Raw genomic sequence first — 18,106 nt, forward strand, 5'->3', positions numbered from 1 at the left:
TGAGTACCTTCTAATCCTTCAACACCATACGTTTGAAATTTATTAACCCAGTCAATAATTGTTTGTCTACTTGGAATATCGTATCTGTGGGTCAATGTCGTACTACCAATGCCCGCTAAGTATTCAGCGACAATTTTTGCTTTAAATTCATAATTATATTTAGCCATAGTAAAACCCCCAGAGTTGGATTTTGTCCAACTCTGGGGGTTCACTTCATGAAGCATAATGCCTCGGAGGTGTTTTTTTAGTAATCTAAATCATAGTCGTCATTGTCGTCACTATCTGCAAGTTGGTTGAGTAAATCGCTGGACTTGTTTATCCCACGCCATACAGCTTTAATTTTACCATCTTCATTTAAAGCGGTGTATAACGACATGGCCTTAGATCTTGGGTCATATACCTCTCCGCTATCTTTAGTTTTCATGTATAAGTTGGCGTAAGATCCGTTGATAGTTCTGTAATTGTTGGCGATTGCTGCACTGATTGAAGTTGCTTGCCATTCTTCAAAATTAGATCCCGCATTCTTTCCCTCTTTCATAACCTTTTGAATGTTTTGAGCGGAAGAAAGCGCGTCTTTTGTAGCATAGCTATCAGGAAGCTTTTTAACTTGAACTACTAAATCTTCTGAAGCAACGTATCCGTTGTAGATAGACTTCTCTGTTGGATTGTTTAAGGCTTTTGCAACAATGGCTTCATCGTGGGTAACCTTGTCTACTCTCCGAGATTGCCAGGACCAGATATCTGCATTTCCGTTATTTTCGTAAGAAGTAACAGTTACATGTCCAACAAGCATCGCCATCACAATAACGCCCAAAGAACCTAAAGTTAAGTACATTGGGAGTTTGAATTTGTTTCTGAATGCTATAAAATCTACAATCAACCAGATAAGAAACCCGATGAAGCAAAGTATAGCAATTATGGCGATTGTCACAATTATTAAACTAAATATATGTGCAGGTGTCACGATAAATCCCCCTAGAAGTTAATTATTCAATTATAAATGTTCTTAACCATAGTATCTATACTTTTAAGTATTTCAGGGGAAACGTTTCTTTCGTTGTAGGTGTGCCGCATCGGATTAATAACTATTGATGTTTTGGCGAAAGACGATCAGTCTTAAACTTTTGAGGAATCACGTTCCATCAGGGCTTGATGTAATTCAGCACGTAACTTCATGTTTTCCTGAACCAATGTTTCTCTTTCAATTGATATTAATTTATCTGAAACTTCATACGTTGATTCTTTTGGCATCCAAAACGATCTTCTATCCTTGAACTTATGGCGAGCCAACCGCACCTCGTTCACTAAAGATACGTGTCGAAACCAAGAAACCCATTTTATAACCATTGAAAGTGAAAACCGGTACTTTAAACCGATTATTTCGTAAGAAGAGAACCCCAATTGATGCTCATGAACAAGTTCAATTTTGAATTTTCTTGAATATTTAGTCATAAAAACGCCCCATAATTATTAGACGTGTATGCCTAACAATTATGGGGCGTTTCATTATTTCACTTAGAACCGTGCTCGGCCAAGTGCATGTTGCGCTGCTAAGTTCAGGAGGCTCCATTGACGATCAAATCCTGGCTGGAAGAAGAAATCAGCACTTTCTAAATCTTCCAGTGTTAGCTTTTGTGCCACGGCTAACGCTAAAACATTGCCCTGCGCCGTAATGTCGTAGTCAGACAGGACTGCACCACCCAACAACTGGTGTGTCATTGGATCAAACGTCAGACTCACGTGAACCGTTGTGTTCCCAGCACGTTCAGGAACGTACGTTGGCCTCAACGTGTCCTCGTAGTCACTCGTTGCCACGGTAATGCCTGCGCGACCTGCCGTAAACGTGTTCAAACCAGCAGCCGCAAAGTGCAGGTCAAAGACACTGAGCGCTGAGGCACCAACAACACCCTTGAATGGAACGGCTGGTGTGGTTTCAAATAAATGGTTGACCAGATATTGTGCCTCACGCCGGGCTGTCGTTGCCAGCGCAATTGGCATTGGTTTTCCTGCTGGAATGGATAACGGCAGCACTGCATCCCCAATGGCATAAACGTCAGGTAAGTTTGTCTTAAAGTATTCATCAACATCAATGAACCCGCGATCCGTCAGGTTAACGGTCCCCGCTAACCACCCTGTGTTTGGCTTAACACCAGCAGCACAGATGACTAAATCAGCAGGATAACTTGCGGTCGACGTCTTCACAGCAGTGACGCTATTTGTCCCTTCAAAGGCGTCAATGTGGGCACCCATGGCTAATGTAATGCCTTCAGCCGTCAACTTATCGGTCACAACATCCGTCAGCGCCTCGTTCAGGTAATTCCCCAGTGGCCGATCGATTATGTCCAACAGCGTAACGTGCTTGCCCGCTTTGGCGAATACTTCGGTGGCTTCGATTCCGATGTAACCAGCGCCAATCACCGCCACATTCTTAATGGCATCATCTGAAAGGGCCGCCTTAATCTTGCTAGCCCAGTCATAACCACGCATTAAGTAAATGTTTGAAAGGTCATGACCCGGAACCGGTAGAACAGTCGGTGTGACCCCTGAGCTTAAAATTAATTTATCATAGGCCACTGTTTCCGTTTCACCAGACACAACGTTCTTTACCGCAACCGTCTTGTCGTCTGCGTTAATGGCCGTTACCTCGTGGTTATTGAAAACATGGCCGCCCTTATTTTCGATCTCTTCTGGCCGAAAGTTCCGGACATCATCTTGGCCCGTGACCTGATCCTCTAAAAACAATTCCATCCCACATGACATGAATGAAACAAAGTCACCGGCTTCATAAATTGTGACATCAACATCACGATATTTATCTAGTAACTCAATTGCTGATTCATGACCACCATGTGATGCACCTACAATAACAACTTTTGTCTTTTCCATGACCAATAAGCCTCCTGTGTTATGTTTCGGTTTAGAATAGTTCTAATCATCTTTACCCTTTAACCATAAAACTAACACAACTAAGTTGCAAGCAATCTTTTCTAAAATATGGTTTACGCCGCTGATTAAGCCCCGCATTGCGCGCTTTTTGATCACCAGATTTTTTAAACGTTGTTCCCCCTTGACCAGTTAAAAATTCAACCATTTGCCGATTAACCTTTTATTTCTCCTAAAAGGGACGGTTCACTTGATAAGCTCACCATAAAACATGGTATACTCAATGACACTAAAATCTTATTTAACGAGGACATTGTTTACATGAAGGAACAGGTTACAAATTCTGATGCAAAACCCGGACCCAGTCCGGTATTTACTCAACCAGAAGCCACGCTTCTCACCACGTTTGCCAGTGATTCAACCACTGGTTTAACCGAAAATGACGCCGCTACCCGGTTAGCCAAGAACGGTCCGAATGAACTGACTGCCCAAGTAACTCCCAAGTGGGTGATTTTTCTCCGGCAGTTTAACAACGTGATCATCTACATCCTGTTGTTTGCGGCGGCCTTTACGTTGCTCATTCGCCACTATTCCGACGCTGTGGTTATTGGCCTTGTCGTGATCATTAACGCCCTGATTGGTTACTTCCAGGAGGTCAATGCCAGTAACGCGCTTGATAAAATCAAGTCCATGCTATCCACGGAGGCAACCGTCATTCGGGATGGCCAGCGAACCGACATTTCAGCCACCGGCCTTGTTGTCGGTGACATCGTGTATCTTGAAGCGGGTGATAACGTCCCAGCTGATTTACGGATTCTTGATGCTGATAATCTTCGAATTCAGGAAGCCGCCCTCACTGGTGAACCAGATTCGGTGCTTAAAACCTTCGCACCATTAGCTGATCCCCTGACGCCACTTGCCGACAGAACGAACATGGCCTATGCCAGTACTGCCGTGACCAACGGGAGTGCAACGGGCATCGTGGTGGCAACGGGCCATGCAACCGAGCTTGGCCAAATTGCCACCGACGTTTCTGATGCCAAACAAACAAAGACACCTTTGATGAAGGAACTGGATCACCTTGGTACATGGATCTCCTACTTCATTATCGCGGTTGCCATCGCTCTGTTTGTATTTGGTTGGGTGCAACATCTCTATGCGTTGCCAACATTAGCATTGGCTGTGATCACCATGATTGTTGGGTCCTTACCAGAAGGGCTCCCCGCCTCCACATCCGTCATCTTGGCGATGGGGGTTAACAAAATGGCGAAAAATCACGCCATTGTCAAAACCTTACCTTCCGTTGAAACACTTGGCGCAGTCGACATCATCGCCACCGATAAAACGGGAACATTAACTAAAAATGAAATGACCGCTCAAGACATTTTTACAGCCGATCATCACTATCAGGTCACCGGGACTGGTTACCAACCTACCGGGACCATTAAAGAACACGATTCATCAGTCGACGTCCAAAGTGATCCCATTCTTCGTCAATTACTCATCAGTGGTTTTGAAGCCAACGACACCATGTTGCAGGAAGAAGCTGGTCAATGGGTACTTAACGGGGAGCCAACAGACGGTGCGTTCCTAACGCTTTACCACAAGGGGCTCGGCATGACGCCACCAGCATATGAAGAGCTGGACCGAATTCCGTTTGACTCTGACTACCGGTACATTGCCCGCCTAGATGTCACTGAAACGGGCGCTCATGAGGTCTTCATCAAGGGGGCTCCAGACAAGCTATATGACATGGCGCTGGCAAAGGACCCGACGTTTAACGTTGATCACTGGAATGATGTGATTCATTCATTGACCACCGAAGGAAAACGGGTCGTTGCCGTTGGTCGTCAGCTTGTTGACGATAACGTCACCGAAGTCACTCACACTACTCTGGCTGCTGGTATCGACTTTCTCGGGGTGGTCGGGATTATTGACCCGCCTCGTGAGGAAGTCATCGACGCCCTAAAAGAAATGCGCACAGCTGGCGTGAAGGTCAAAATGATCACCGGTGATCATCCTGACACTGCTGCCGCCATCGGTCGCCAACTCGGCCTTGCTGACGACATCCACACCATCACCGGTGCGGAATTAGATCAGTTATCGCCTGAAGAATTGAAGGCGACGATTGGTCGTTATGATGTCTTTGCTCGGACCACTCCCAGCAACAAATTAGCGATCATCAACGCCTATCAAGAAAATGGCAAGGTGACCGCCATGACCGGTGACGGGGTTAACGATGCACCCGCATTAAAACAAGCGGATATCGGTGTTGCCATGGGAATCAAGGGCACCGATGTCGCGAAGGATGCCGCCGACATGATCTTGGTTGATGATAACTTTACGACCATGACCAAGGCGATCCGTGAGGGCCGTCGGTTGTACGACAACATTAAAAAGACGATTGCTTTTCTGTTGCCGACCAGTTTTGCTGAAGGGCTGATCGTTGCCTTTAGTATCTTGATGCAACAACAGCTACCATTAGTACCCACCCAGTTATTGTGGATCAACATGGTCTCTGCCGTCACGATTCAGTTTGCGTTCATTTTCGAACCAGAAGAGACCGGGATCATGCACCGACCGCCACGAAAGACCGGGACAGCGTTGATGAATCGCCACGATGTGTTCCAGATGATGTACGTTTCTGTTTTAATCGCCGCCATGGGGTTATGGTGCTTTGATTGGCTGACCAACAGTGGGGTTAGCCATGTAATTGCCAGCACCATCACGGTCAACGTCATCATCATGGGGAAAATCTTCTACCTGTTTAACATTCGGACGCCCCACCTCGCCTTGTCGCGCAATTTGTGGAGCAACCCGATGGCCTTTGTTGTCATTGGCCTTCTGCTGGTTCTTCAAGCGGCCCAAGCCTACATCCCATTCATGCAGGACGTCTTCCAAACGGGCCCGATGTCCTGGGCTCAGTGGGGCATTGCAATTCTTGCCGGCTTGGTTACCCTCATTGTGACCGAAGCAGATAAGGGGCTCCGACTGCTTCACGCACGGAAGCAACATCGCTCACGCTTGTAATTCTCAGATGGAAAACAGATTCACGTTCCACCATTTAGAATAACCATTAATGCAAACCGGCTGGTTCCCTAAAAATTGGGACCCAGCCGGTTTTGTTTTCACAGTATAGCCAGATCAAACTCGCAGACCAACTTCACGTTAGATTTATGCAGAAGGCCTACCGCGAACATCCGTTCTAATGTAAAATAAAGTGTTGAACTAAAACATAAAGGATAAACTCATGAAAAAACGATCACGCACACAACATAAATTCTTCACCCTGTTAACCACCCTCATCATTGTTCTGGGCGGTTATTATCTTCACGCTCATCCCCAGACGCTCACACCGTTGGTTCACGCAACGGGCGTGAAATCGGTCACGCACAAAATCACCAACTCGGCGGCTAAGCTTACTAAGGCAACGCCAGCCGCCACTGCAAAGGGCGCCAAAGTTCCCCAGGACGCAACTGACAGTCAGCTGTTAGCGCTCACCTTTGATGCAAAAAAATACCCCGAAAATTATGCCAACTTGGGAAAAGCGACCCTCACAAAACTGCAAATTAAGGATGCCGTTAACCATAGTAACGGGAACGCTTGGTACAGTGTTGATCCTCTCGACAGCCTCGGCCGGAGTGGCGCCGGTCAAGCGCTCGTTACCTATGATTCTGTTAACGCAACTTCTAAAATGAAACGGCCGCCATTTGCCGAAAGTGCCGATCCTTCCGGCTACAAGGGCAACAACCGGATCGCTCAACTGACCGGCTACCGTGGCTACTTCTACAACCGGTCCCACACCCTCGCTTGGTCATTGGTGGGAAACCTCGGTGGCGGTGCAACATCTAGTAATGCCATCATGCAACGGGCAAACTTAACAACGGGCACCCGGGCCCAAAACGTCGGGACTAACGGGCGGAGCACCAGCACAGCCGGCGGGATGGCCTACGCAGAAACTGCGATTCGAACCTTTGTCCGGAATCGCCCCAACATCCCCGTTTATTACGTTGTTACGCCGCTTTATCAAGGATCAGAACTGGTTCCCCGCGGCACTCACGTCCAGGCCATTAGTGCAACGGATGACGGCGCTGGTCTTAACATTAACGTTTACGTTTTCAACAACCAAGCCGGAGCAACCATTAATTATGCCACTGGGAGTTGGACAACCGGTTCATAACCACGCTTATTCGTTAGAATCCTTTCTGGAGGCTCCACCACATGGAAAAATTAAAAACACGCCTCGACTCGTTCAGTGATGACATCATCTCAATCATCATTACGATCATGGTTCTAAACATTCACGCGGTTGTTTCCGATAATTCGGCGGCCTACCTCGTCCTTGGCAAAGAAATCGGGATCTACCCCATCAGTTTCTTTTACATTGCAAACATGTGGTACCAACACGCAACTGTTTTCAATGAGATTAAAACGATGACTTACCGAATCTTGATCTTAGATTTTCTCTTTTTAGCATCACTTTCATTAATTCCACTCCTCACCGGCATGATGGCGGGCCACACAACACGCATCACGGTAATGGCTTACGGCGTCCTTTCGTTTATCGTCGGCGCGTTTTTCCGCTACCTTAGTCGGGCAATCGTCCACTTTCGATACACGGATAAAACGGATATGGCCAAGGTCTACGTCAAAATTTACGGCTACAATAACCGCATTTTAAACGGTCTCAGTGTTGTCACCATTATTCTGGCCTACTTTAAGCCTGCGTGGGCGATCATTCTTTACCTCATCTACCCAATCTGGAATTTTCTCAGTAACAGTAGTGACCGTCAGGAAATGTACGATGTTGAACAGCTCACAGAAGCACAACGGGCAGAGTTTCTTGATTTTTCTACGGCTGATCGGAAAGCCTTCCGTGAACAACATGATAAAATCGCTGCGCTAGCCCAGTCGAACGTCGCGGCAGCCCCTGTCGAAACTGCGGCGCCAACAACGCCAGCAACACCTGAGTCAGCTCCCGTTAAAACGGTGGCACCTCAAACACAGGAACAAGCACCCCACGGCGATCGTCAACGCCATTGGCAACAGTGGCTAGATCAAAACGTCGATCCGGAAATGCAACAGAAAATCAAGCACGGGTACCGGCCCACCGAGGAACAGCGCGAACAGTGGGCAAAATGGTTTAAAGAGCAACGGCACCAACGCCACAATGATCAGCAACATCACTCAAACTAGCAAAAAACCACTTTTCCTAAGGGAAAAGTGGTTTTTTGTTTGAATCGATTTTACAGTGTGACGCTTAATCATTGATCTTCAGCGTTTGAATAACAGCCGCCGCTTCAGTAAAGAGGTCGCTAATGATCTCCGCCACGGGCCGTTCTTCCGTCACCATACCGGCAATTTCACCCGCCATCACGGAATCATGCGCCACGTCACCCTCAAACACGGCCTTCGATAAGGACCCTAACGCCAACGTTTCTAATTGTTCCCGTGAGGCCCCCGCATTTTCTAATTCTAAGTATTTTTCCGTCAGTGGATTTTTAATCGCCCGAACTGGTGCTCCAAAGCGTTGCCCCGTTACCGTGGTGGCTGTATCATCTGCCGCCAAGACAGCCTGTTTAAACGTTTCTGGGATGGGTGTTTCGTTTGCGGCTAAAAAGCGTGTTCCCAGCTGAACCCCTTGCGCACCAAGTGCATAGGCCGCCGCGATTCCCCGACCATCAGCAATCCCGCCGGCAGCAATAACCGGAATATCAACGGCTGAGGCCACCTGAGGAACCAGTGCCATCGTTGTCGTTGCACCAATGTGACCACCAGATTCCATACCTTCTGCGACGACAGCAACGGCACCAAGTTCCGCCATCTTTTGAGCAATTTTGACAGATGGGATCACCGGAATCACCTTTATCCCCGCAGCGGTTAGCGCCGGCATGTACGGCTTAGGCGTTCCTGCCCCCGTCATAACGATTGGAACCCGTTCTTCAATGATAACGTCAACCATATCTGGAATATTATCCATCATCAGCATCAAATTGACCGCAAACGGTTTACTCGTCCCCATTTGAATCAGCCGAATTTCATTGCGTAATTCCTCTTTATTAAAGCCCGCAGACGTTAAAACGCCTAAGCCACCGCCATTTGAAACGGCGATCACCAATTCATGTCGTGAAATTCGTGCCATTGATCCCTGAATGAGTGGATATTTTGTTCCCAGAATATCTGTCAGCGCTGTCATTTCTTATTCCTCACTTTTCAATCGGTCGTTTGTCATTAGGCCCAGCGTTTGTTCCAGTTCGCTTTCGAATCCATTCTGTTACCGCAAAGACCATTTAATTCAAATATAGCACGTTCCACAACAGATGCCACCACTATTATTAAACCGCGGTGGCTTCAATAAGTAATCGCTTTCAGTATTTACAGGCATGTAGCCAATAATCACCACAAAAAAATGGTTCACCGCCCCAACAATTCTGTCAGCAAGTGAACCACTTTTTAATTAATTTAACGACATTACCGTTAATTCATCCGCGACCGGATAAAAAACGGGGGTCGTCCATGAGAGCATTTCCGTCGTTAACTGTAGCTTAACGAGTGCCCCCCGATGGTAGGGTTCAAAATACAGTGTCCGACTCTCACACACGGCCGCCGCCCGGTACACCGAATACGTTTGTTGATGATCCGTATTCTTTGGAACGGCCACACCATCTAGCAACCGCCAACTGCTGACAATCGCTGCCGCTTCGTCAGCTGGTTGATCCGCCCGTTCCTTGAAGTATGCCGCCCGAACAAACCGGGATGATGGACTGTATGAACCCGGTGGAATGGCTTTCCCAGATAAGTTTCCCGTCGTCACCTTCGGGGTGTTCAGTGGGACCGTGCCCGCCAAGAAATCAGGCGTAAACGTCACGTACTGGCCCAACCGGTCTAGCTCACGCTCAAAGTTTGGAACGTTCGTCAAAATTCCCAGTGGATCAGCCACCACACGCATCGGGATCGTCGTTGGTTCAATGGCCACCATCTTCCCCGTCCGGTCCGCCACCGCAAAGTGCAGCTCTGGCCGACCGTAATCACGATTACTGTACGTTGCCGCCATTAATTGAACGTCCGCCAGATGGTCAATCACTTCATCAACGGAACGAAACTGCCCAAGTAACCAGAACACAAATTCATACGGGGCTAACTGCACCCGATCATCGCGACGTGAGACAGCAAGTTCCGCCCCGTTTGCAAACGTCAGCTTTTGTGCCGTCAGTCCCCATTCGTTAACGCCATCCGAAAGGTCGATTCTGTGACCATCCTGAAAGGCACTGCCCACCATCGCATAACGATTGGTGTGTGTTTGACCATCAAAATCGCTTTCCCATTGATAATTTCTTGGAATAAACGCTGGTTGGTTAGCCAGCACCGGCCAGTCCATGGTGCGCGACAGCACATGGGTCCCGTCACACGCAATTTGAAAAATACTTGTACACATCGTTTTCTCCGTTTACGCGGCATTACGCCGACGAATCCGACTTAAATGAAGGTAGGCAATGAAGTGGAAAATAATGCCCGCCAGCAAGAGCAACCCGCCAACCCAAATGTTCCACATTGAACTTATAATGGCTAATCCATACAAAATCATCGACCAGATTGGATCACGTTTGATCCGAAAGTTCAGGACAAAGTGATCTCGATCAAGGAGCTCTTGGTGCCCCGCCAAATAGTGGTACATCAGGTAATAAACTGCGGAGATCATGAACGCTACCGCAGAATAAATCATGAAGGCCACCCGAATGTCCGCCTCATTTCGTCCGGCGAGCGCAGTGGCGACAAGGCTCATTGGATAATCCAACAGCGTCACACTGAACATGGACAACAGGTTGATGAGGTTCATATTACGATCGATCGCCTTCAACATGACAAAATAATCATGATGAAAAAGCCACAACGTGCCGACGTAAAAGTACGAAACAATGTACGCTAAAAATTCTGGCCACTGTTCAACAATCGCTTGGGCAAGGTGTCCCTGGTGATAATTGGGGACGTGAAACTCTAACACTAAAATTGTAATTAAAATGGCAAAAACGCCATCACTAAACGCTTCTAACCGCGTTTTTGAAATCATCATTTACTTGTCCCACCTGTCTCATCACGAACTTCATAATGAATCGTGTGGTCTTCACTGTACGCAAACAGTCGTTTTGTATGCGCCTGATCAAAGTACCCAAGGTCCAACACGTGGTGACCATTCTCCGTCACCATGCCGTGGTAGGCATCCAGCAAGAAATTACGAATGCCCTTTGCTTCGTTCATTAGGACCTCCGTGCGCTCAACGGAAGCTGCCAGCGTGTAGCCCTCATCCAGCATCAGCTTGATGCCTGATGCCTTTAAAAAAGCATCATACCCATATTCGCGGGCCGCCTTTTCATCGATTCGTTCTTTTGATTGTAAGTATCCTTTCGATTCCCAATAACGGAGCTGTCTGGTTGACGTCCCCGTCATCTTGCTCAACTCACCGATTCCAAAGATCAAGTTTGCCGTGCTGAAAATCTTCCCGTTACTCATGCTTCGTAAACTTGGTTGTGCCATAACTTTACCGCCTTCACACTGATCCTGACATCCGGTTAACTTTCTGGATCAAATTCCAACAGCATTTTCCGGTGCCAAATATTTGCCTCCAAGAATGGTTGTCCATACGCTTCGAAGGACTGCTTCGCATAAAAGCTCACGGCCGTTTCCTGAGCCTCTAAATAAATGGATTTGTAGCCATCCGCCTTGGCATCTTCAATAATCTGGTTCAATAACTCAATCGCGTAACCACGGTGTCTTGCCCAGTCGATGGTGGCAACCCGTTGAACTTGAAGAATATTCCGATCCAAGCGTTTCGTCCGCGCCGTTACAACTGGTGCCTCGTGGTTATACCCCACGTAGTGAACGGCATGCACGTCCTCACCGTCTAGTTCCAACTCCTTATCAATTCCTTGTTCATCCACAAAGACTGCTAAGCGAACGGCCACAGCGTCGTTATACACTTGCCCGGCGTCCCCTTTTTGGGTCTTAATGACCAACTGTTTGTCCCGCTTCTTTTTACCCCAATGCAATAAACTCATTCACTCTGCCTACCTTTACCGTTTTATTCGTTGTAACCCATCACTTGAATCTGTTTATCATCCATTGATAACCGCGTGATACTCCCGTTTTTGGGGCGCACACTCAGATCAAATTTTCCGTTGCCAAAGCGTTCCATCAAACTTAACAGTGTGTTGCCGTGACTAATCACCAACACATTATCACCGTCAGCTAAATCTGCATTATGCCGGATCAATTCGAAACCTTGATCCACCCGGTGCCAGTACTCTTCATTATTTTCAGCATCATGAAACGGATCAACGGCCTTCATCATGTCCTTTGCAGTCGCAATGGAATGCTCAGCCACAATTTCCTTAAAACTGGTCAACCCATGCGGACGGCCAACCTGATCCCAAACGTAATTCATGTTGTCCCCTTCAAACGACCCGTAAAACTGTTCCCTAAAAAACGGGCTGCTTTGCGCATGAGTCACGTTTGTCACGTGGTTTGCCGCCAAAATCGTTGCGGCCGTCTGCTGGGCACGGGTGGTGTCTGAACAGTAAGCTGCCGCAAATGACACATTAGCCAGCCGTTGTCCAGCAGTGGCGGCATCCGCCAACCCCTTTTCGGTCAGTGGTGAATTACTCCACCCCTGCAATTTATTGTAAATATTAAAGTATGTTTGTCCGTGACGCACTAAATAAAGGTTAACTGCTGCCATCTGAACCACTCCTTTTTTTACATGAACGACATTTTTCTCGTTGCTGATTGCTAATCATCCTAAAAACGATGGTTACCGTTCCTTTTATTATACACGACACCACCCCCGCATTTAGTCTTTAAGACCGGTTAAAGTTTATGTAAGGTGACTTTTTACATAGTTCATCGTATCAAAGCATCGTGGTACACTAGGTCATATGCTTTTAGCCTTATTACTGTTACATTCATTATGAAAAGGAACGGAGCTTCATGCGTAAGTTGCAATCGAAATTGAATACCAGAATTGGTCTCTTCTGGCTACTTGTGTTCGTTTTTTGGGCCAAAACAATGTTGGCCTACACAATGGATTTCCATCTAAGTGTTGGTGATCCGTTGGCAGGGTTCGTCATGATCATCAATCCCATTGGGACCAGTTTGCTGCTCTTCGGCCTTGCTTTTTATGCGCGTCGAGCACGCTTCTTTTACCCAATTCTGGGTGTTACCTATGTGTTAAACACACTATTGTTATACCTCAACGTCATTTACTTCCGTGAGTTTACGGACTTTATGACCGTTTCCACCATGACCGGGTACGATAAGGTCAACCAGGGGCTCTCCGGGAGTTCGTTGGCGCTCACAATGCCGCACGACGTCTTCTTCTGGGCAGACCTAGTCGTCTTAGTCTTGCTATACCTTTTCCGCTGGTTGAAGTTCGATAAACTCGCTCTTCCCAAGAAGACTGGCTTTGCGATGACTTCATTTGCGATTATGTTTATCATGGCAAACTTGGCCCTCGGTGAAGTGGATCGTTCACAGCTCATGACCAGAACGTTTGACCGGACCTACGTGGTTAAGTACCTGGGCCTCGACTTTTTCACCGCCTTCGATGGCGCCAGCGCATGGCACACCTCCGCGATGCGCGCTGCGGCCACGAAGTCAGAGCTCAAAACGGTCACGGACTTCACTCAGTCACACTATGCGGCCCCAAATAGTTCCATGTATGGTGCCGCCAAGGGGCGCAATGTGATTGTGATCCACTTGGAGAGTTTCCAACAGTTTTCAATTGATCGAAAGGTCAACGGGAAAGAAGTTACGCCGTTTTTAAACAGCATTTACCATTCAAAGGATACCTACGCCTTTGATAACTTCTTCCACCAGGTCGGCCAAGGGAAGACCTCCGATGCTGAAAACATGCTTGAAACAAGCACCTACGGCTTACCGCAGGGTTCCCTGTTCGCTCAGCTTGGCTCTGACGAAACATTCCAAGCCGCACCGGCCATTTTGGAGCAATCACCAGAACATTACACAACGGCGGTGTTCCACGGAAACGTCCCAAGTTTCTGGAACCGGAACAACGTTTATCCAAACCTTGGTTATCAATATTTCTTTGCTCAGGAATACTACAATACCAGCGGCAGTCGTTCCATGGGTTATGGGTTAAAGGACAAGTTACTGTTTGACGATTCCGTTAAGTACCTTCAACACTTACAGCAACCGTTCTACGTGAAGTATTTGACCGTCACGAACCACTTCCCGTTTGACCTTGATAAGGAAGATCAGGATCCTGATTTCAAAACCACTGATACTGATAGCTCCGTGGTTAACAACTACTTTGTCACGGAACATTACCTTGATCAATCCGTAGAAGAATTGTTTAACTTCTTAAAATCCTCCGGGTTGTACAACAACTCAATGATCGTGATCTACGGAGACCACTACGGCATTTCTAACTCTGAAAACAAGAGCTTAGCCAGTGTCCTTGGCAAGAATCCCGATGATTGGTCCAGCTTTGATAACGCCCAGCTTCAACGGGTGCCCTTCATGGTCCACATTCCGGGCAATGGTCACGGAAAAATTGAACACCAGTACGGCGGCGAGATTGACGTTGAACCAACCATCATGCACCTGCTTGGTGTCGGCACCAAACAGTACGTTCAGTTTGGGACAGACCTGTTCTCAAAGGACCACGATCAGGTCGTTGCCTTCCGGAATCAAGACTTTGTCACACCAAAGTACACCTCGATTTCTGGAACCATTTACGACAACAACACCGGAAGACAGGCTGATTTAACGGACGCCCAGAAAAAGAAGGTCGAAGCTGATCAAGCTAAAGTATCGAAGGAACTGAGCCTCTCTGATTCGTTAAACCAGAAAAACCTCCTACGCTTCTATGATCCAACCGGCTTTACCGCCGTTGAGCCAAGCAAATACAAGTACACAAAGGGACTCCAGCAAGCCGAAAAGATTGAACAAGACCGTGGCATTGGGAGCACATCGCTCTTTAGTCAAAACGGCAATAAATCAATTGAAGACTTGTATCATACCAACGCCCCCGAAGTAAACAGTAAGGGCCAGTAAACTGAATCTATGGCTCAAGCGCGCCAAATTAAAACGGCTGACTTCCCAATGGGAAATCAGCCGTTTTTGCTTACTTGAAACTATTAATTTCAGTATGATGTGCGGCCCACGGGTACGCCTTAACGACCCCGACAACCTTGCTCTTTGGCACAAAGCCGTAGTACCGACTGTCATTTGAAACAGACCGGTGATCCCCTAGAACAAAGTACATGTTCTTTGGAACCTTCGTGGCACCAATATTCTTGGTCCAATTTTCGTCATAGCTCAAACTGCTCAGCGTAAAGCCTTTGTAGTTTGATCCTGAATGAGGAAGCGGTCCTAATGTCCCGGATAACTGTTCGCGCTTACTGATGTAAGACTGATCTGCCAGCTTTCCGTTAATGTAGAGCTTTCCGTCGGCATGATAACTAATTGTATCGCCTGGTAAGCCGATGACCCGCTTAACGTACTTGATGCTATGATCCGTTGCTTGTGGATCAACGCCGTACGCATTAAAAACGATCACACTGTTGTGCTTGATCTTGGACTGCTTAAACGCCCACACTTTTTCATTGTTCTGTAAATTTGGTTCCATCGATGGTCCATCAACGCGAACATGCGCGACGAAGAGCCACTGAACAAGGACCGCTAATAAAACCCCAATGATGATTGGCCAAATCCAACCCATTACTTTTTTGATGTTAGACACATCCTCTCAATTGTCTCATGCCGGTAGTGCAAGTTTCGCGTCACCCCAAAACCGTCATTACTGACATTATACTAACTTTTTTGGGTAAACGGGTAGTTGAAAGGTGTCGCAATAACAATCTTTTATCTTTTTTCACCTAAATGACTCATTTAGTTAAGTAAATGAAGCACCAGCCTTAATCATTGCGTGATCAAACCGCCCTCGGTATACTGAGGGCGCTTTTAAAATCACTTGTCCACAATTGAAAGGAAGCTAACACGATGACTGAACGTTTTGAAGCAGACATTACCCCATTAAACGCCGAGAAGATTGGAACAGCTGCCCATGGCAAGGCAACGTTTACCGTTGAAGGTGATACGCTCACCATTGCCATCACCATGGATGACACCCCCGCTAACACACAGCACTGGGAGCATTTCCACGGGTTTGAAGATGGTCAAGATGCCGCCGTTGCAACCCAGGCACAAGACGTTAATGGTGACGGGTACGTTGATTTGATTGAAACAGGTGTTGTTTCAGGAACCACAATGGTCCCCTTCAACGACGCCCCTGAAACGATGAACATTCCGACGGATACATACCCCGTTTCAGACGCTCACGGTCACTTTGATTACGTTCAAAAAGTTCCGTTAGCCGCCATCAATCAGCAGTTTAGCGATGTTTTCAAGGATCAAACATTGGCTCTCGACAAACGGGTCGTTTACATCCACGGTGTTCCTGACACACTAGCACTGCCTGCCTCTGTGGCCGGTGCTGTTGGTGACTACGACGCCCACGTTACCCTCCCCATCGCGGTTGGTAAGATTCGGCGCGTCTAATCCTGCATGACACAAAACACCTCCATGTGTGCAAAAGCCACACATGGAGGTGTTTTTCGTTACCATACTAACTTATTTTTGACGCCGTAGCGCTTGAATTCGGACACCATCACGGCCCAATTCAAAGCAACTCCACAGGAAGATGGCGGCAGACACCCACATGTGCCAGTCGCCAGTCCCGCCCTTTTGGTACAACATCACAGTGTTGTATCCTGTCCAAATTAATAATGCAATCCATAGAATCATGACAAAGATCAAACTTGTCATTTGTGATTTTTGACTTGGCTGTTGACGCATGACTTAGCCCTCCTGTTTTGGCAAATGAACTGATGTGCTGTGTACTGGTCCGCGATGTTGCGGATTGGCTGCAAATGCCGCCGCATGGACGGCCGTGGCCGCTTCTCCAAAGCCTGTCGCAATCAGGGCCACTTTTCCTTCATAATTAGCTGTGTCACCAGCCGCATAAACACCGTCTACACTGGTCTTCATACTGGAATCAACCGCCACTTGCTGCCGGTATTGATCAAACTGAAGCGTCCAGTTTTCAAACACACTATGGTCCGACACAAAGCCAAAGTTGACGACTAAGTCATCCACGGTCAATTCCCGGTGATTGTCTGTTTTCATTTCCTTCAAGTCCACGGTGACCCGGTCATTAGCGGTGGCCGTTAAGGCTTGCGCCAAGTATGGCGTGACCTGTTCAACGCTAGATTCCGCCAATTTTGTCACGTTGTGTGGCAACGCCCGAAATTCATTCCGCCGGTGCATGAGGTACACCTGGCTGGCTACCGGTTCAAGCATCAGGGCGATGTCGATCGCGGCATCCCCACCTCCGGCAACCATCACGGAATGCCCCCGAAAATGATCAAGCTTTGGCATAAAGTACCACAAGTTTTTATTTTCAAACGTCGCCGCGTTTTCCACTGCTAATGGCCGTGGTGTAAACGCACCGTTCCCCGTTGTAATCAAGACCGTCTTGCTGTGGGTCACGCCTTGGTCTGTCGTTACCGTAAAATCGCCCAGCTGGCCACTAACGTTCGTCACGGTCGTGCCCGTCTTGATGTCCACTGGAAACTCAGTTAACTGCTGATGCAACTTGCTGATTAATTGTTCACCCGTAACACCGGAAAAACCAGCCACATCAAGAATTTGCTTTTCTGGGTATAGTGCGGCAATTTGTCCCCCAACGGCTGGCATACTCTCGATAACCTGCGTATGCAGTTCCTGTAATCCCGCATAAAAGGCGGCAAACATCCCCACTGGGCCACCACCAATGATGGTTAAATCGTACATTTCTTCGCTCATTATTTTTACTCCGTCTAAAATGATCTTAATGTTGGTCATTGTACCCGATTCTGACGTTTACGCAACCGGTTAACTCATGTTGCCACCATGACATTGAGTATACAGCATTCCATCACCTGATGGGCGACCACGTTCATTTCAAAAAAAAGACAGCGACCGCGGGTTAATCCCACAGTGACGTTTACCCAAAAAGTTGGAACTAAATAGTTTTGTTAATTAGGCAGTTAATTGCCGCTCGAAATCGAGTGGTGCTTGACCGCCTAATTTTATTTGAATTCGCTTTTGATTGTAATAATTAATCCAGGAATCGATTGCTTTGGTTAGCTCTGAGGCATTTGCGTAT

19 protein-coding genes are annotated in these 18,106 nt (G+C 47.4%); 5 read left to right on the top strand and 14 right to left on the bottom strand.

Annotated features, from left to right (window positions below; translation table 11 throughout):
- From ACKTR5_RS10935 to ACKTR5_RS10950, 4 genes are all read right to left on the bottom strand, one after another.
- Positions 1-224: transposase (locus tag ACKTR5_RS10935; protein WP_407881488.1), on the bottom strand; the 224-nt coding region annotated here is incomplete at its 3' end.
- A 20-nt stretch (positions 225-244) separates the two neighbouring features.
- Complete coding sequence (locus tag ACKTR5_RS10940) at positions 245-964, bottom strand: hypothetical protein (protein ID WP_407881489.1); 720 nt, start codon at positions 962-964, stop codon at positions 245-247.
- A 152-nt stretch (positions 965-1,116) separates the two neighbouring features.
- Positions 1,117-1,452: a hypothetical protein gene (locus ACKTR5_RS10945; RefSeq protein ID WP_407881491.1), complete on the bottom strand. Its 336-nt coding sequence runs from the start codon at positions 1,450-1,452 to the stop codon at positions 1,117-1,119.
- Between the two features lie 63 nt (positions 1,453-1,515).
- A complete protein-coding gene (locus tag ACKTR5_RS10950; protein WP_407881492.1) occupies positions 1,516-2,886 on the bottom strand; it encodes an FAD-dependent oxidoreductase in 1,371 nt (456 codons plus the stop codon).
- Positions 2,887-3,204: 318 nt separating this feature from the next.
- On the opposite strand from ACKTR5_RS10950, the gene ACKTR5_RS10955 reads away from it, so the two are divergent.
- The 3 genes from ACKTR5_RS10955 to ACKTR5_RS10965 all read left to right on the top strand — a co-directional run bounded on the left by ACKTR5_RS10955 (position 3,205) and on the right by ACKTR5_RS10965 (position 8,079).
- Positions 3,205-5,913, top strand: a complete 2,709-nt coding sequence (locus ACKTR5_RS10955) for an HAD-IC family P-type ATPase (RefSeq protein ID WP_407881494.1) — start codon at positions 3,205-3,207, stop codon at positions 5,911-5,913.
- Between the two features lie 220 nt (positions 5,914-6,133).
- On the top strand, positions 6,134-7,063 hold the full coding sequence (locus tag ACKTR5_RS10960) for a DNA/RNA non-specific endonuclease (RefSeq protein WP_407881496.1): 930 nt from the start codon (positions 6,134-6,136) through the stop codon (positions 7,061-7,063).
- A 41-nt stretch (positions 7,064-7,104) separates the two neighbouring features.
- A complete protein-coding gene (locus tag ACKTR5_RS10965; RefSeq protein WP_407881498.1) occupies positions 7,105-8,079 on the top strand; it encodes a TMEM175 family protein in 975 nt (324 codons plus the stop codon).
- 64 nt (positions 8,080-8,143) lie between these two features.
- On the opposite strand, the gene ACKTR5_RS10970 is transcribed toward ACKTR5_RS10965, so the two are convergent.
- From ACKTR5_RS10970 to ACKTR5_RS10995, 6 genes are all read right to left on the bottom strand, one after another.
- The gene (locus tag ACKTR5_RS10970) at positions 8,144-9,079 is read right to left on the bottom strand and encodes a nitronate monooxygenase (RefSeq protein ID WP_407881500.1); all 936 of its coding nucleotides are present in this window, start codon (positions 9,077-9,079) and stop codon (positions 8,144-8,146) included.
- 261 nt (positions 9,080-9,340) lie between these two features.
- A complete protein-coding gene (locus ACKTR5_RS10975; protein ID WP_407881502.1) occupies positions 9,341-10,318 on the bottom strand; it encodes a linear amide C-N hydrolase in 978 nt (325 codons plus the stop codon).
- A 12-nt stretch (positions 10,319-10,330) separates the two neighbouring features.
- Positions 10,331-10,954 carry a TMEM175 family protein gene (locus ACKTR5_RS10980; RefSeq protein ID WP_407881504.1) on the bottom strand — a complete coding sequence of 208 codons (624 nt, stop codon included), beginning with the start codon at positions 10,952-10,954 and terminating at the stop codon, positions 10,331-10,333.
- Positions 10,951-11,415, bottom strand: coding sequence for a MerR family transcriptional regulator (locus ACKTR5_RS10985; RefSeq protein ID WP_407881505.1), 465 nt, complete (start codon positions 11,413-11,415; stop codon positions 10,951-10,953). The genes ACKTR5_RS10980 and ACKTR5_RS10985 overlap by 4 nt, the downstream gene beginning before the upstream one ends.
- Before the next feature lie 35 nt (positions 11,416-11,450).
- The gene (locus tag ACKTR5_RS10990; protein WP_407881507.1) at positions 11,451-11,936 is read right to left on the bottom strand and encodes a GNAT family N-acetyltransferase; all 486 of its coding nucleotides are present in this window, start codon (positions 11,934-11,936) and stop codon (positions 11,451-11,453) included.
- Between the two features lie 23 nt (positions 11,937-11,959).
- Positions 11,960-12,616 carry a histidine phosphatase family protein gene (locus ACKTR5_RS10995; protein WP_407881509.1) on the bottom strand — a complete coding sequence of 219 codons (657 nt, stop codon included), beginning with the start codon at positions 12,614-12,616 and terminating at the stop codon, positions 11,960-11,962.
- Between the two features lie 248 nt (positions 12,617-12,864).
- On the opposite strand from ACKTR5_RS10995, the gene ACKTR5_RS11000 reads away from it, so the two are divergent.
- Positions 12,865-14,952, top strand: a complete 2,088-nt coding sequence (locus ACKTR5_RS11000) for an LTA synthase family protein (RefSeq protein ID WP_407881510.1) — start codon at positions 12,865-12,867, stop codon at positions 14,950-14,952.
- 70 nt (positions 14,953-15,022) lie between these two features.
- On the opposite strand, the gene lepB is transcribed toward ACKTR5_RS11000, so the two are convergent.
- Entirely contained in the window at positions 15,023-15,640 is a 618-nt protein-coding gene (lepB, locus tag ACKTR5_RS11005; protein ID WP_407881511.1) for a signal peptidase I, read from the bottom strand.
- A gap of 260 nt (positions 15,641-15,900) precedes the next feature.
- On the opposite strand from lepB, the gene ACKTR5_RS11010 reads away from it, so the two are divergent.
- Positions 15,901-16,458, top strand: coding sequence for a hypothetical protein (locus ACKTR5_RS11010; protein ID WP_407881513.1), 558 nt, complete (start codon positions 15,901-15,903; stop codon positions 16,456-16,458).
- A gap of 72 nt (positions 16,459-16,530) precedes the next feature.
- Here ACKTR5_RS11010 and ACKTR5_RS11015 read toward each other — a convergent pair whose 3' ends face one another.
- The 3 genes from ACKTR5_RS11015 to ACKTR5_RS11025 all read right to left on the bottom strand — a co-directional run.
- On the bottom strand, positions 16,531-16,755 hold the full coding sequence (locus tag ACKTR5_RS11015; RefSeq protein WP_407881515.1) for a hypothetical protein: 225 nt from the start codon (positions 16,753-16,755) through the stop codon (positions 16,531-16,533).
- 3 nt (positions 16,756-16,758) lie between these two features.
- Positions 16,759-17,763 carry an NAD(P)/FAD-dependent oxidoreductase gene (locus tag ACKTR5_RS11020; RefSeq protein WP_407881516.1) on the bottom strand — a complete coding sequence of 335 codons (1,005 nt, stop codon included), beginning with the start codon at positions 17,761-17,763 and terminating at the stop codon, positions 16,759-16,761.
- A gap of 216 nt (positions 17,764-17,979) precedes the next feature.
- A partial coding sequence (locus ACKTR5_RS11025) for an IS3 family transposase (RefSeq protein WP_407881518.1) occupies positions 17,980-18,106 on the bottom strand: 127 nt, incomplete at its 5' end.

Origin of the sequence: Furfurilactobacillus entadae (assembly GCF_045862745.1) — a bacterium.
In the GTDB taxonomy this organism is placed as follows: domain Bacteria; phylum Bacillota; class Bacilli; order Lactobacillales; family Lactobacillaceae; genus Furfurilactobacillus; species Furfurilactobacillus entadae.

Bases quoted from the DNA above. Each gene is read 5' to 3' on its own strand.
- ACKTR5_RS10945 (WP_407881491.1), bottom strand. From the start codon at position 1,452: ATGACTAAATATTCAAGAAAATTCAAAATTGAACTTGTTCATGAGCAT.
- ACKTR5_RS10950 (WP_407881492.1), bottom strand. From the start codon at position 2,886: ATGGAAAAGACAAAAGTTGTTATTGTAGGTGCATCACATGGTGGTCAT.
- ACKTR5_RS10955 (WP_407881494.1), top strand. From the start codon at position 3,205: ATGAAGGAACAGGTTACAAATTCTGATGCAAAACCCGGACCCAGTCCG.
- ACKTR5_RS10960 (WP_407881496.1), top strand. From the start codon at position 6,134: ATGAAAAAACGATCACGCACACAACATAAATTCTTCACCCTGTTAACC.
- ACKTR5_RS10965 (WP_407881498.1), top strand. From the start codon at position 7,105: ATGGAAAAATTAAAAACACGCCTCGACTCGTTCAGTGATGACATCATC.
- ACKTR5_RS10970 (WP_407881500.1), bottom strand. From the start codon at position 9,079: ATGACAGCGCTGACAGATATTCTGGGAACAAAATATCCACTCATTCAG.
- ACKTR5_RS10975 (WP_407881502.1), bottom strand. From the start codon at position 10,318: ATGTGTACAAGTATTTTTCAAATTGCGTGTGACGGGACCCATGTGCTG.
- ACKTR5_RS10980 (WP_407881504.1), bottom strand. From the start codon at position 10,954: ATGATGATTTCAAAAACGCGGTTAGAAGCGTTTAGTGATGGCGTTTTT.
- ACKTR5_RS10985 (WP_407881505.1), bottom strand. From the start codon at position 11,415: ATGGCACAACCAAGTTTACGAAGCATGAGTAACGGGAAGATTTTCAGC.
- ACKTR5_RS10990 (WP_407881507.1), bottom strand. From the start codon at position 11,936: ATGAGTTTATTGCATTGGGGTAAAAAGAAGCGGGACAAACAGTTGGTC.
- ACKTR5_RS10995 (WP_407881509.1), bottom strand. From the start codon at position 12,616: ATGGCAGCAGTTAACCTTTATTTAGTGCGTCACGGACAAACATACTTT.
- ACKTR5_RS11000 (WP_407881510.1), top strand. From the start codon at position 12,865: ATGCGTAAGTTGCAATCGAAATTGAATACCAGAATTGGTCTCTTCTGG.
- ACKTR5_RS11010 (WP_407881513.1), top strand. From the start codon at position 15,901: ATGACTGAACGTTTTGAAGCAGACATTACCCCATTAAACGCCGAGAAG.
- ACKTR5_RS11015 (WP_407881515.1), bottom strand. From the start codon at position 16,755: ATGCGTCAACAGCCAAGTCAAAAATCACAAATGACAAGTTTGATCTTT.
- ACKTR5_RS11020 (WP_407881516.1), bottom strand. From the start codon at position 17,763: ATGAGCGAAGAAATGTACGATTTAACCATCATTGGTGGTGGCCCAGTG.